8 protein-coding genes and 1 riboswitch are annotated in these 13,664 nt (G+C 72.0%); of the genes, 3 read left to right on the forward strand and 5 right to left on the reverse strand.

All coding sequences use genetic code 11. From position 1 onward, the window contains the following. The first annotated feature begins 237 nt into the window (after nucleotides 1-237). Nucleotides 238-330, forward strand: a riboswitch (TPP riboswitch). Together thiC and O0S08_RS25215 are read left to right on the forward strand one after the other, a co-directional pair. Further along, the gene (thiC, locus tag O0S08_RS25210) at nucleotides 320-2,065 is read left to right on the forward strand and encodes a phosphomethylpyrimidine synthase ThiC (protein ID WP_269041799.1); all 1,746 of its coding nucleotides are present in this window, start codon (nucleotides 320-322) and stop codon (nucleotides 2,063-2,065) included. It overlaps the preceding riboswitch by 11 nt. Next, on the forward strand, nucleotides 2,062-4,482 hold the full coding sequence (locus tag O0S08_RS25215; RefSeq protein WP_269041800.1) for a sulfatase-like hydrolase/transferase: 2,421 nt from the start codon (nucleotides 2,062-2,064) through the stop codon (nucleotides 4,480-4,482). The genes thiC and O0S08_RS25215 overlap by 4 nt, the downstream gene beginning before the upstream one ends. Before the next feature lie 104 nt (nucleotides 4,483-4,586). Here O0S08_RS25215 and O0S08_RS25220 read toward each other — a convergent pair whose 3' ends face one another. Further along, nucleotides 4,587-4,976: a hypothetical protein gene (locus O0S08_RS25220; protein WP_269041801.1), complete on the reverse strand. Its 390-nt coding sequence runs from the start codon at nucleotides 4,974-4,976 to the stop codon at nucleotides 4,587-4,589. A gap of 332 nt (nucleotides 4,977-5,308) precedes the next feature. On the opposite strand from O0S08_RS25220, the gene O0S08_RS25225 reads away from it, so the two are divergent. Then, the gene (locus O0S08_RS25225) at nucleotides 5,309-6,211 is read left to right on the forward strand and encodes a hypothetical protein (protein WP_269041802.1); all 903 of its coding nucleotides are present in this window, start codon (nucleotides 5,309-5,311) and stop codon (nucleotides 6,209-6,211) included. 303 nt (nucleotides 6,212-6,514) lie between these two features. Here the strand turns inward: O0S08_RS25225 and O0S08_RS25230 are convergent, their stop codons facing one another. The 4 genes from O0S08_RS25230 to ypfJ all read right to left on the reverse strand — a co-directional run bounded on the left by O0S08_RS25230 (nucleotide 6,515) and on the right by ypfJ (nucleotide 13,656). Next, entirely contained in the window at nucleotides 6,515-7,996 is a 1,482-nt protein-coding gene (locus O0S08_RS25230; RefSeq protein WP_269041803.1) for a proton-conducting transporter transmembrane domain-containing protein, read from the reverse strand. Beyond that, nucleotides 7,993-9,333, reverse strand: a complete 1,341-nt coding sequence (locus O0S08_RS25235; RefSeq protein ID WP_269041804.1) for a proton-conducting transporter transmembrane domain-containing protein — start codon at nucleotides 9,331-9,333, stop codon at nucleotides 7,993-7,995. Before O0S08_RS25235 ends, O0S08_RS25230 begins: the two co-directional genes overlap by 4 nt. A gap of 24 nt (nucleotides 9,334-9,357) precedes the next feature. Continuing rightward, nucleotides 9,358-12,513: a DUF2309 domain-containing protein gene (locus tag O0S08_RS25240; protein ID WP_269041805.1), complete on the reverse strand. Its 3,156-nt coding sequence runs from the start codon at nucleotides 12,511-12,513 to the stop codon at nucleotides 9,358-9,360. A gap of 252 nt (nucleotides 12,514-12,765) precedes the next feature. Then, nucleotides 12,766-13,656: a KPN_02809 family neutral zinc metallopeptidase gene (ypfJ, locus tag O0S08_RS25245; RefSeq protein WP_269041806.1), complete on the reverse strand. Its 891-nt coding sequence runs from the start codon at nucleotides 13,654-13,656 to the stop codon at nucleotides 12,766-12,768. Nucleotides 13,657-13,664: the final 8 nt, after the last annotated feature.

Below are 13,664 nucleotides of genomic sequence, written 5' to 3' on the forward strand. Positions count from 1 at the left end.
GCAACGGGAAATGCTCCGATCCCCGAGGCTGTGATCCAACCCCTCGCGGGCGGACCATGAGCGGACGAAACGCACAATAAACGGTGTTCCGCGCGATTTTGTGCCCTCACGGGCGAGCCGCGTCGGAACCGGGGTCTGCAGACCTCGGCCTTGCCGTTCGTTGCGCAGAAACACTAGCGCACAGGCTTTTTCTCGCGCAGATCACGTGCCCGCCGCGGGCAACTGCCGTATCGTCCCCGTCTCGCCTGGGGGTGGCCATACGGCCTGAGAACATACCCCTCGAACCTGATCCGGATAATTCCGGCGGAGGAAAGTGCGAATGGACCGTCAAGACGACACATCCGACAGCTCTGCGCGGCGCGCAGGATTGCCCATCGCGGGCCCCGACGTACACCCGCTGCGTCCTGTCCCTCCTCTCCACACCAGCTTCCCGAGCTCGACCAAGGTCGAGGTCGGCGACCTCAAGGTCCCGTTCCGCAGCATCCAGCAGACGGGCGACCACCCCGACGTGGTGGTCTACGACACCACCGGTCCTCAAGGACATGACCCGAGGGCCGGGTTGCCGCCGCGCCGCCAGGACTGGATCGCGGCGCGCCTCACCGAGAGCGACGGCAACCACACGCAGATGCACTACGCCCGCCAGGGCCTCGTCACCGAGGAGATGCGGTTCGTCGCCATCCGCGAGCAGGTCGACCCGGAGTTCGTGCGCAGCGAGGTCGCGCGCGGGCGGGCCATCATCCCCGCCAACATCAAGCACCCCGAGCTCGAGCCGATGATCATCGGCCGCAATTTCCTGGTCAAGATCAACGCCAACATCGGCAACAGCGCCGTGTCGAGCAAGATCGAGGACGAGGTCGAGAAGCTGCAGTGGTCGACGCGCTGGGGCGCCGACACCGTGATGGACCTGTCGACCGGCAAGCAGATCAAGGAGACGCGGGAGTGGATCCTGCGCAACGCGCCGGTCCCGATCGGCACGGTGCCGATCTATCAGGCGCTCGAGAAGGTCAAGGGCAAGGTCGAGGACCTGAACATCGACATCTTCATGGAGACGCTCGAGGAGCAGGCCGAGCAGGGCGTCGACTACTTCACGATCCACGCCGGCGTGCTGCTGCGCTACGTCCCACTGACCGCCCGGCGCGTCACCGGCATCGTCTCGCGCGGCGGCTCGATCCTGGCCAAGTGGTGCCTGCACCACCACAAGGAGAACTTCCTCTACACCGAGTTCGAGCGGATCTGCGAGCTGATGAAGAAGTACGACATCAGCTTCTCGCTCGGCGACGGCCTGCGCCCCGGGTGCATCGCCGACGCCAACGACGCGGCCCAATTCGGCGAGCTGCGCACGCTCGGCGAGCTGACCGAGGTCGCCTGGCGCCACGACGTCCAGGTCATGATCGAGGGCCCCGGCCACGTGCCGATGAACAAGATCCGGGAGAACATGGACGAGCAGCTGCGCCTGTGCCACGAGGCGCCGTTCTACACGCTCGGCCCGCTGACCACCGACATCGCCCCCGGCTACGACCACATCACCTCGGCGATCGGCGCGGCGATGATCGGCTGGTACGGCACGGCGATGCTCTGCTACGTCACCCCGAAGGAGCACCTCGGCCTGCCCGACCGCGACGACGTCAAGGCCGGCGTCATCGCCTACAAGATCGCCGCCCACGCCGCCGACCTCGCCAAGGGCCACTCCGGCGCCCAGGCCCGCGACGACGCGCTCAGCAAGGCCCGCTTCGAGTTCCGCTGGCGCGACCAGTTCAACCTCTCGCTCGACCCCGAGACCGCGCAGGCCTTCCACGACGAGACCTTGCCGGCCGAGCCGGCCAAGGACGCCCACTTCTGCTCGATGTGCGGCCCGCACTTCTGCTCGATGAAGCTGACCCAGGACCTGCGCGACCTCAGCGAGGCGGCGGACGTGTCCCCGGGGACAGGTCTCGACGAGTCCGCGATCGCCCGCGGCATGCGCGAGAAGGCTGAGGAGTTCCGCGCCGGCGGCGGCGAGCTGTACGTCCGCATGCGCGACGACCTCTTGCCCGGCCAGGCCGCCACCACCCAGGGCGCGGAGTGAGCGACGACGATCGCATCACTCCCCTCCCCGACGGCGACGAAGACCCCTCGTCGCCCGCAGTCGCCGCGCCGCCGACGGCCGACGACGAGGCCCTGCGCGCCACGGTGCGCGACCTGCCCGAGGTGCGCAGCGGCCTCCGGGCCCGGCGCCCGCGGGTCCAGCCCTCGCGCGGCGTGATCGCCGGCCTGGCCGTCGGCCTGCTCGGCGCCGTCGCCATCGCCCCGATCGAGCACCGCGCGCTCGGGGCGGGCGCCGACCTCGGCGCGATCTGGGCCGCCTGGTCGCTGATCCTCGCGCTCGGGGCCGCGATCGGCTGCGTCCTCGCGCTCGCCGAGTGGCTGGTCGCCCGCCTGCGCTCGCGCCCGCTGGCGACCGCCGCGGTGCGGGCCACCTGCTGCCTCCCGGTCCTGATCCCGGTCGCCCGCCACCTGTTCGACGGCGCCTTCGCCAGCACCCTGCCCGGCGCGAGCACGGCCTTCGTGTGGGTCCCGCTGTTCGGCTGGCTCGGTCTCACCCTGGCCTTTTGGCCAGGTGGCAGGTGGCTGCAGTACCCGCGGCCCGACACCGTCGGCCGGGCCCCGCCGAAGGGCGCCGCGCTGCCGGTGTTCATCCGTCGCCGGCGCCTGATCGCCGCCGTCCTGGGTCTCGGCGCCGTCGCCTGCGAGTACGTCAACCGCAGCTTCCTGCGCAGCGAGTACCCCGACCTCCACACCATGCTGGTCGTCGGCGCCGTCGCGGCCGCCGGCCTGTCGCTGTGGCTCGGCTTCACCCGGCCCTGGCGCTACGACCAGGTCGAGCGCCGCGCCCCCGTCGCCCAGGGCCGCGCCCTCGCGCTGGCGGGCCTCATCAGCGCGGTCATGGCCGTGGTCGCCAACCTCGTCGCCTGCGTCCAGCTCGGCCTGCGCGACCCCGACACCCGCTTCGTCGTCGCCACCCAGGGCATGCACACCCGCCTGCTCGCGCGGGTCGTCCGCGCCCTCGTCGACGCCGACGGCGACGGCCACTCGCCCGCGCTCGGCGGCGCCGACTGCGACGACACCGACCCGCAGGTCCACCCCGAGGCGCGCGAGATCATCGGCAACGACGTCGACGAGGACTGCGACGGCTACGTCGCGCGCGAGGATCTGGCCGCCGCGCTGGCGCAGGCCGACGAGGTCGCCGCGCGCAAGCAGGGCCAGTGGCGCGACGAGCCCGAGGTGCGCGAGTTCTTGCGCCGCACCGCGCCGATGCACGTCGTCCTGCTCAGCATCGACGCCCTGCGCGCGGATGTCCTCGCGGACAGCCCCGAGAACCGCGCCGAGTACCCGCGGCTGTTCCAGCTGTTCGCCGACTCGACCGTGTTCACCCGCGCCTTCGCGCCCTCGGCCGGCACCGACCTCTCGCTCTCCGGCATCCTCACCGGCCGCATCGACCCCTTCACCCACGTCGAGAAGACCCTCGCCGAGTCGCTGCACGACGCCGGCCGCGTCGCCCACGGCGTCATCCCCAGCGAGGTCCTGCGCTACGCCGGCAAGACCCTCCTGACCCGCGGCCTCCACAGCCACGACCGCCTGGTCAACGACGCCGGCCAGCGCGACGTCGGCTCGTACAGCACCTCCGCGCGGACCACCGGCCTCGGCCTCGCCTTCCTCGACCAGCGCAAGCAGGCCGCCGAGCAGGGCGCCCCGGCCCCGTTCTTCCTGTGGCTGCACTACTTCGACGTCCACGAGCACGACGAGGTCGACGGCGGCGACCGCAGCCTGCGGCGCGTCCTCGGCAACCCGAACCCGCGGCTCGGCCGGCGCGAGAAGTACCGGGCCATGCTCCGGCTCGTCGACGAGCAGATCGGCGTCCTCGTCGACGAGCTCGTCACCCGCCAGCTGTGGGACAAGACCCTCGTCGTCCTCGTCAGCGATCACGGCGAGGGCCTCGGCGAGGACCCGCGCCTGCCCGACAACCACGGCCGCGTCCTCTACAACCCGCTGATCCACGTCCCGCTGGCGATCCGGATCCCCGGCGAGCCCGGCCGGCTCGCCACCGACCCGGTCTCGATCCTCGACGTCACCCCCACCCTCCTCGACCTCCTCGCCGCCGAGCCGCTCGCCGGCCTCGACGGCCGCAGCCTCCTGCCGCACCTCGTCCCCGGCGCCCCCGACGAGCTGCGCCCGCGCGGCCGCCCGCTGATCCTCAACGAGAGCGACCAGTACGGCGTCATCGCCTGGCCCTACAAGCTGCTCGTCCGCCCCGGCGACAACCTCACCGAGCTCTACGACCTCAGCGGCGACTTCGGCGAGCGCAACAACCTCGCCGAGTCGGCCCCCCGTCGCGTCGGCGAGCTGATGCAGTACTACCACGCCGCTCCGCACGTCGACCTCGACCGCACCAGCCGCGGCCGCCGCCTGCGCGAGCGCAACGCCGCCACGCCCGGCGAGCAGTGACTCCGATTCGCATGTCCTCGAGGACATGCCGCCAAGAACATGCTGCTAAACACATGGTCTTTTCGCCATGTCCTCGAGCCTCGACGCACCCGCGTCTTCCGCGGTCACGGGAGCTCGCCCGCGGTCACGTAGCCGCACGTCACCCTGATCACGAGCGGATAGGTCCCGCGCGGCACCCCCAGGTGTTCCTCCGCGAACAGCTCGAACTCGTGCCACAGCGCCTCGATCGGCGCAGGCGACAGGCGCGACAGCACCGCGCAGAACTCGGCCGGCTGGATCGTCACCGGCTCGCCGTGCCGCTCGCACAGCCATCGCGCGAATCGCCACGAGATCGGGATCTCCGGCGTATCGTCCTCGGGCAGGCGAAACATGTCGCAGCAGCCGAAGAAGTACGCCACGACCTCCTGGAGCGTGCCCGTCGGCACATACATCCGCGGCCGCCGCGACAAGTAGCACACCGTACAGACCAGTGCATCGGCGGGGGACGACACCATCGAGGCAGCGTAGCTCCCCCTTCGCGCCGCGCCGCGACGTCGAGGCCCCTGAGCATGTCCATGAGGACATGTTTCAAGGGCCATCGACTTGACGAGGCCCGCTCACCGGCCATCGCTTCGCGCCGGAACGGCGCCGCACCGAACCTTCGAGCACCACCAGAGAACAGCCCCCCTGGCCGTGGGGTTCGCCACGGAGGCCCGCAGCGTTCGCGTCCGCGGTCCACCCCTTCGCCGCGCGGCGGCGGCGGCGGCGATCCCGGTCGCGCACCGCTCGATCCGCCGATGCGCGAAAACAATTGAGCCGTCACCCGGCCCCCGCACGACCTCTGCGTATGCGCCTCTCACCGCGATCACCGCTCGTCCTCGCCCTCGCCCTCGCCGCTTGCGACCTGGAGATCCTCGATCCGATCCTCACCGGCGGGAATTCCGGCCACGCCTCGGAGTCGGGCCCGCCGGCCGAGACTTCGACCGGCACCACCGCCGACTCCGACACCACCGCCGGCTCGACCTGCGCCTCCAACGACACCTGCACCACCTACGACAGCGACAGCGGGGCCGTCTTCGTCGTCCCCCCCGATCCGCCGGCCGCCTGCGACGTCTACTCGCAGGACTGCCCGAGCGGCTTCAAGTGCACCGCCGAGGGTCCGCCGCCGCTCGACGTCGACAGCATCACCTGCTCGCCCGTCGTCGCCGATCCGGACCAGGCCGGCGAAGCCTGCCAGGTGCTCGTCCTGGGTCATTACGGCCCCGACACCTGCGACGTAGGCCTGTTCTGCGACGACGTCGATCCGCAGACCGGCACCGGCACCTGCGCCGTGATGTGCCACGACAACTCCGGCCAGCCGCAGTGCGACGCCGACTCGGAGTGCTTCGGTTACCACCACATCCCGCTGTGCGTCCCGCACTGTGATCCGCTGCTGCAGGACTGCCCCGCCGGCGACAGCTGTCAGTACGCCGGCGTCGACTTCGTCTGCCTCGAGGTCGTCGCCCTGCCCGCCAACCAGCTCTTCGAGGGCTGCGGCGGCGACTGGTACTGCGCCCCCGGCCTGAGCTGCGTCGACAGCGAAGCCGCCGACGAGTGCTCCAGCGGCCCCGACGGCCCGGGCTGCTGCTCGCCGTACTGCGACCTGAGCGCTCCCACCTGCCCCGGCCTCGGTCAGCAGTGCCAGCCCTACTACGACCCCGGCCAAGCCCCGCCCGGCCTGGAGAACGTCGGCGTCTGCGCCCTGCCGTGAACGTCCGAGCGGCGAGACACCATGTCTCTCGGGACATCTTCCTGAGGACATGTCCCAAACGACAGCCAACATCGAAGCCCGCGACGGAGGGTCGGCTTCTCACGGCTGTGTCGTGCACGAGGCCCAAATGACCCCGGCGAAGGAGGGTCATCGGGCCGCTGAACTCGCAGCCGAGTCATCCCCGGACGCCTTGCGAGGCGCATCCGGCGATACGCGAAGCGCCCGCGCCAGCTCGCCGCGGACACGATTCGATCCCCCGTGCCGGCGACACGAAGCGCCCCCGGAGCCGCGCCCGCAGTCCGCTCAGTGCCCCTCGCCCGCCGTCAGCGCCACCGCCTCGACGCGCCCGATCGCATCGACCACCCCGCGGCGGACCGCCAGCAGCGGCTCCGGCAGGAACCCTCCGAGCAGCAGCGTCGCGATCATCCCGCCGATCGCATAAGTCTCCCAGCGGCGCAGATCTTCGAACCCACGCAGGTCGTCCGCGTGCGGCGACGGCGGCCCGAGGAACGTGCGCTTGAACGCGCGCCACAGGGTGATCCCGTTGACCGCGGTCACGATGAACAAGAGCCCGACCACGAACGGGTGATCGCGCAGGAGTCCCTGCCCGACCAGGTCCTCCGCCACGAACGAGATCGTCCCCGGGAACCCGACCGCCGCCGCCGCCAGGATCAGATACGCGGTCGCCATGCGGGGCGCGTTGTGGGCCAGCCCGCCGAGCTTGCGCAGGTCCGTCGTGTTCGCGCGCACCTCCACCGCCAGAGTCAGCAGCATCAGCCCGCCGCACTCGACCACCGTCGACATCGCCTGCAACAGCGCGCCGGACACGCTCGCGTCGTCGAGGCCAGCGAAGCCGGCCAACACCAGGCCCGACTGGCTGACCCAGAACCACGCCACGATCCGGCGCAGGTCGAATTGTCCCACCGCCAGGAACGCCCCGTAGAGGGCAGTGAACGCCCCCACCGCCATCAGCAGCGGCGCCGCCGGTCCGAGCACGCGGGGGAAGATCGCCAGCGCCAGGCGGGCCAGCATGAACGACCCGAGCGGCGTCAGACATGTCACGAGGGCCAGGTGCGGCGTGCTGTGCTGCGCCGTCGCCGGGATCCACAGGTGCAGCGGCACGATGCCCATGCGCAGCAGCGCCACTGCCAGCACCAGCGTCCCGATCCACGGCGATGGCGAGTACGGGCTGCTGGCCAGCGCCACCAGGTCGAGCGGGTTCGCCACGCCAGCCGCCGAGGCCTCCAGCGCCAGGCCGATCATCGCCACGGTCAGCGCCGCAGTCGTCGCCGCCACCAGCGACTTCATGATCACCTGCAGCGGCCGCGACCCGCGGTGCTTCGCGTCGAACCACAGCGGCAGCAGCGACAGCACCACGAAGATCGACAGCAGCCCGGCGTCGAGCGCGAGGAAGCTGCCCATCAGCGCCCCCTCGACCACCATGATCTTCGCCGCCAGGCCCGCGCGCATGTCCGCGCGCGGCGTCATCAGCAGCGCCACCAGCGTCAGGCCGGCCGTCAGCGGCAGCAGCACCGCGTTGAGGCCGTCGACCGCGAAGTGGCTGTGCAGCCAGCCCAGGCCCTGCTCGAGGTGATCTTCCTTGTACGCGTGGCGCGTGCCCTCGTGGACGAACAGCGCGCACGCGACCAGGAAGATCGGCACCGCGAAGCCCAGCGACAGCGCGCGCTGCTTGGCCGCCCCGCGCACGCCCCAGCGCAGCGCCGCGGCCGCGAGCAGCGGCGTCAGCCACAGGAAGATCAGCGAGTACTGCACCCACGCGCTCATCGCCGGTCTCCCTTCAGCGCACGCCCGCGGCGCTCCGACTCACCGTGCAGCGCCAGCAGCTGCGACTCGAGCCGATCGAGCCGGCGCGACAGCGCCATCACCGGCCGGACCACGTAGCGCTCGAGCGCGATCTCGACGTCGAAGCGCTCGATCGCCATGCGGTACACGTACCGTCGCGTGCGCAGGCCGAGCGCCTCCCAGCGGACCGCGCCCTCGTCGGCCTCGGTGCGGCCGAGCGCCGCGCGGCGGGCCAGCGCGTCCTGCAGCGCCGACGGCGTGCGCAGGAACTGGTAGTAGCGGAGCATCGCGTGGGCGACGAGGTGGATCGTCGCGATCGTGTACAGCCCGAACCCGATCTCCACGAACATCAGGCCGACCTGGCTGGCCGTCGCGTACGACAGCGCCGACTTGGCGTCCGGGCTCGCCTGGCTGCTCATCGCCGAGATCACCGCAGTGATCGCGCCGACCCCGATCATCATCGTCTGCGCCGCCCACGAGTGCTCGAGCAGCGGCGCCGCGCGCAGCAGCAGATAGACCCCCGCGTGCACCGACAGGCTGCCGTAGAACACCGCGGAGGAGGCCGTCGGGCCCTCCATCGCCCGCGGCAGCCAGCCGCCGAGGGGGAACTGGGCCGACTTCCCCATCGCCGCGAACACCAGCGACAGGCCGACGAACGTCGACGGCCACGGGCTCGCCAGCGCCGCCTGCTCCGCCGCCAGCCAGTCGCTCGTGTGCAGCCAGCGGTGCAGCGACACCCCCGCCGTCAGCAGGCCGATGTCGCACAGGCGGTACGTCACCAGCACGCGGGTGGCGGCCTTCACCGGCCCCTGGCGCTCGTGGAAGAAGCCGACCAGCAGCACCGAAGTCATGCCGACGATCTCCCAGCCGACGAACAGCAGCTCGAGGTTGCCGGCCAGCACCAGCGTCTGCATGCCCGCGCCGAACAGCAGCATCAGCAGGAAGAAGCGGTTGAAGCCCGGCTCGCGGTGCAGGTACGCGATCGAGAACTGGCTGGTGGCCGCCAGCAGCAGCGACACCAGGGCCGACACCGCCGCCGAGCGGCCGTCGATCAGCAGGTCGATGCGGAAGTCGTAGCCTGCCCCCTGGTACCACGAGCCGAACCCGAGCTGGAGCGGGCCCGCAGGCCCGAGCGTCCAGCCGAGCAGGCCCACCAGCAGGCCGAGGAAGCCGAGGCCGATCGCCGTCTGGGCCACGGTCGCCACCAGGCGCTCGCTGGCCAGCCGCGCCGCCAGCAGCAGCGCGATGATCAGGCCGCCGAGCGCCGGCGCGGCCGGGGCCAGCGCGATCACGTGAGCGAGGGAGTTCGAGTCGATCATGACGCGAAGACCATGTCCGAAAGGTCAGGGCCGGATCAGCGCCGGCGGCAGGAAGTGGTCGCGCCCGGCGTACCAGTCGCTCGAGCGGGCCACGCGCGGCAGCCCGGCGCTGACCGGGGTGTAGGGGCGGAAGCCGAAGCGGGCCTCGAACACCTGGATCGCGCGCGTCTCCGGGTCGACCGAGATCAGGCGCAGCCACTCGTTCGTCACCAGCTCGGCCACGCTCGGCTGGCGGCCCGCGATCGCCAGCAGCGTCGCCGGCGAGGCCTCGACCACCAGGTGCAGGCGCACCGGCTCGTGGACCTCCGTCATCTGCTTCGGCAGGCCGGTGCGCAGGTCGCTGCTGGCCCCGTTCATCACCCCGAACAGCCCGGTCACGTTGTGCGGCAGCTTGGTCCCGGCGCCGAGGCGCTCCATGTCGACCGTCGAGAAGAAGTACTCGAGGTTGATGCCGGCGCCGACCGGGCCGACCGCGAGCAGGATCCGCTCGAGGATCGCGCCCTTCGGATCTTGCTGCGGATCGTACGAGACGAGGAAGGCCCGCCGGTCGAGGAACAGGCCCGCGGTCAGGTCGCGCCGGCCGACGAAGCAGGCCGCGTTGGTCGCGTGGCCGAGCTCCGGCCGCGCCTGCGCCAGGTCGAAGGTGCGGCCCTCGACGTGCCGCTGGGCCCGCTCGGGCGACGCCCGCCGCGGCGCCGCGGCGAACCGGCGGCAGCGCTCGTGGGCGTTGCGGCGGCACATCTCCTCGAGCTGCGGCGACAAGATCCGCAGCTCGAGCAGCGCCGCGGTCGGCAGGTCCTCGGCGTCGTACAGGCGGATGTTGTCGTTGGCGGTGTCGTACAGCCCGCCGACGAACACAGTGTCCTCGGGGATGGCGATCCCGCGGGCGGCCAGGCGCTCGCGCACACCTGGCTGATTGGCCATGCGCGCGAACAGCCGCGCGTTGGGCCCGCCCGAGCGGCCGCCGCACGCGCCGCACGAGTAGGCCGGGAAGTACGGGTTGTTGACGCTCGTCGAGTCGTGGCCGAGCACCACCACCAGCTTCCCGAAGCGGTGGACGACGCCCATGTTCTCGAGCAGCGCCGCCACGCGGGTCGCCATCTCGTCGAGGGTGAAGCCCGACATCACCTGCGCGGTGCGGGTCCCGTCCTCCTCGGCGCGCAGCTCGGTCAGCCGCGTCATCGGCTCGGGCAGCCACCAGCGGGCGATCGCCTTGCGCACCCGCCCGGCCGCGCGCGGCGAGAACACGTTGGCCAGCAGCGGGATCGCGGCGAAGAACCCGGCGATCGCGGTCACGATCGATCCGAGCAGCAGCGAGCGCGACATCCGCCCCCACGCAGTCTCGATCTCGCCGAGCTGACGGCGCCGGCTCGCGCGCAGCTCGGCGATGCTGAACTGCCGCGTCAGCGCTTGCTCCTCGATCCGGTGCTGCGGCTGGACCACCACCGGGCACAGCGGGAACGTGCTCGGATCGTCGATGCCCTGGTACGCGATCGCCAGGCCGAAGAACCCGGCCGCGGCGAGGGTCTCGCACTCGGGCGCGATCTCCTCGAGGTGGCGGCGCGACGACTCGAAGCGGTCGTCGATGCAGAACACCACCTGATGGCGCGGCCGCGTCACCACCGGCGGCGGCGCGGCCAGGTTGGCCGCCAGCGCGTCGAGCAGCTCGACGCGGTAGCGGCGCTCGTAGGCCTCGTGAAGCACGCGCAGGCGGGTCGGCTCGTCGAGCTCGTCGAGGAAGGCGAGCACCGCCTCGATGTCGGCGCGGCTGGCCGCGTAGATCGTCGCCGCCGACACCCCGGCCAGCTGGCACAGGCGGAACAGCGGCCACGACGTGTCGTGGCGGCCGCGCTGCTTCGGCCCCGAGATCTGCGGCAGCGCGGCGCAGGCCGCCCGGATCGCGCGGGCCTGGCCGCGGATCCCGAGCCGCGCCCCGATGTCGCAGTACGCGAACAGGTCGAGCGCCAGCCGCACCGCCAGGTAGTCGTCGAGGTGGACCTGCGCGCGCGTGCGGCCGATCGGCCCCGGCGCGCTCTCGAGGCGGTGGAACATCCCCGCCCAGCCGGGCAGCTGCAGCAGCGTGTGCTCGACGAACGCCTCGATCTCGTCGTCCTCGATCCCGAGCTCCGCCAGCAGCTCGACGACCACATCCTCGGCGCCGAGCTTGCGCGCGTCCCAGTCGCGCAGGCGATCGCCGAGGCCCGCGAGCCAGGCCGGCCGCACGCCGAGGCCCGACGACAGCACCTTCGACCACGCGCGGAAGAACCCGCGCTCGCGGTCCGGCATCGTCCAGTACGACTGGCCGCGGTCGAGGAACGCCGCGCACAGCGGGATCAGGTGGGCGTGGACCAGGTCGTTGGGATCTTCGCCGCTGGTGCGGAGCAGCAGGTCGCGGTGGAACACCGCCGGCGTGTCCTGCGGGCACGGCTGGCCCTCGAGGTGCTCGCAGGCGCGGACGCACGCGGTCCACAGCGCGCGCACCGAGAACAGCTCGGGGTTGCAGGCGAACGCCGCCATCAGGTCGCGCGGGTCGACGCGGCGGCCGAGCAGCGCGCCGAGCTTGAGCAGCGGATCGAGCGCGCGCTCGCCGGGCGTCGGGCTGACGACCTTGGCCGCGACCTCGCGCGCCCCCGCGGGCCCGCCGGCGGCCGCGACCTCCTGCTCGAGCCAGGCCCGCGTGCTGCGGACGATCGCGTCGCGCGGGCCCTGGCGGATGTCGCCGTCGAAGCGGTTGGCCGCGTCCTTCTCGACCAGGTTCCAGCGCAGGTGGGCGATCGTCTCGGCGCCCACGCCGTGGCGGATCACCAGCTCCGCGGCGAGGTCGCGGCCGGGGAAGCCGGGCGCGATCGGCTCGGGCGAGAACCGCTCGTCGGCCAGCACCGCCTCGAGGTCGTCCTCGCGGATCCGTCCGCGCGCCAGCAGATCGCGGTATGTCTCTTTGGTCAGGTACCCGCGCACCCGCAGCTTGCTCTGCGCCTCGCGGATGGCCGCGTGGAAGTGCAGGTGCTGGAACGCGTGCAGCGTGTTGTGGTGGACGAACACCTCGAGCGGCGCCTGGGCCGGCAGGTAGTGCGACGCGTGCTCCAACGCCGCCCGCACCCGCTCGCGCACGTCGGGCCGGGCGGCCTCCGGCAGCTGCGCGTCGTCGTGGAGGAGCTTCTTGGCGGTTGCAGTCGACATGGGGACCCGCGCGCGAGCAGCTCGCGGCCCGGCCAGCATGAACGGTGGTCTGGAGGCTCGCGCTGAACCGCCGGTTAAGCTGCATTCATAAAGCCGCGGGCGGCCGCCTCAGCGACAGCTCGCGGACGAATGCCCGCCCCGTGCCCGCCTTGCGGTCGCATTCGACGTGGCGTGCGCCACGTGCGCAGCGCAGCGAAGTCGTGGCTCTCGGGACATGTCCGATGGAGCATGTCCTCCGGCACATCCTCGCACTCACAGCTCGGCCGCGTCGAAGGTGTCGCACCGGGCGGCCTCGTGCGACTCGTAGCCGCGGCGGAACCACCGCGCGCGCTGCTGCGAGGTGCCGTGGCTGAACGACTCCGGCTGGACGGTGCCGCGGGCCATCTTCTGCAGGCGGTCGTCGCCGATCGCCGCGGCCGCGCCCATCGCCTCCTCGATGTCGCCGGGGTCGAGCTTGCCGCGCAGCTCGGCGTCGCGGGCCCACACGCCGGCGAGGCAGTCGGCCTGCAGCTCGAGCCGCACCGACAGCCCGCCGGCGCCCTGCAGCTGGCGCGGCGAGGCGGCGTGGACCTTGTCGGACAGCCCCAGCAGGTTCTGCACGTGGTGCGCGACCTCGTGGGCGATCACGTAGGCCTGGGCGAAGTCCCCGGTGGCGCCGAGGCGGTCGCGGAGCTCGCGGTAGAAGCCGAGGTCGATGTACACGCGCTGGTCGGCCGGGCAGTAGAACGGCCCCGAGGCGGCGTCACCGTAGCCGCAGGCGGTCGGCGTGCGATCGGTGAACAGCACCAGCTTGGCCTTGCGGTACGGCGTCGGCCCGGCGCCGGACACCGCGATCGGCGAGCGCGCGAGCCACGAGGCCTGCACGTCGTCGAGCGCGTAGGAGACGAAGCTCGACAGGTCGTCGGCCTTGTCCGGGGCCACCGGCGCGTCGCGCTGCTCGGCCAGGTACGCGCCCTGCTGCTCGCAGCGGCCGACCACCACGTAGAGGACGAGGGTGAGGATCACGCCGATCCAGCCGAAGCGCGAGCGCAGCAGCATGCCGACCAGGCCGAGCACCGCTCCGCCTCCGCCCCCGCCCCCGACGCTCCGCTGACCTCGGCGGTCGATGACGTCGTCGCTGCGGTAGCCCTTCTCGAAGCGCATGCCTCGAG

It is taken from the genome of Nannocystis punicea, from assembly GCF_026965555.1.
In the GTDB taxonomy this organism is placed as follows: Bacteria; Myxococcota_A; Polyangia; order Nannocystales; family Nannocystaceae; genus Nannocystis; species Nannocystis punicea.

Excerpts from the sequence above, each read along its gene's own strand:
- ypfJ (WP_269041806.1), bottom strand. The coding sequence starts at position 13,656 with ATGCGCTTCGAGAAGGGCTACCGCAGCGACGACGTCATCGACCGCCGA.
- O0S08_RS25225 (WP_269041802.1), top strand. The coding sequence starts at position 5,309 with ATGCGCCTCTCACCGCGATCACCGCTCGTCCTCGCCCTCGCCCTCGCC.
- O0S08_RS25230 (WP_269041803.1), bottom strand. The coding sequence starts at position 7,996 with ATGAGCGCGTGGGTGCAGTACTCGCTGATCTTCCTGTGGCTGACGCCG.
- thiC (WP_269041799.1), top strand. The coding sequence starts at position 320 with ATGGACCGTCAAGACGACACATCCGACAGCTCTGCGCGGCGCGCAGGA.
- O0S08_RS25220 (WP_269041801.1), bottom strand. The coding sequence starts at position 4,976 with ATGGTGTCGTCCCCCGCCGATGCACTGGTCTGTACGGTGTGCTACTTG.
- O0S08_RS25240 (WP_269041805.1), bottom strand. The coding sequence starts at position 12,513 with ATGTCGACTGCAACCGCCAAGAAGCTCCTCCACGACGACGCGCAGCTG.
- O0S08_RS25235 (WP_269041804.1), bottom strand. The coding sequence starts at position 9,333 with ATGATCGACTCGAACTCCCTCGCTCACGTGATCGCGCTGGCCCCGGCC.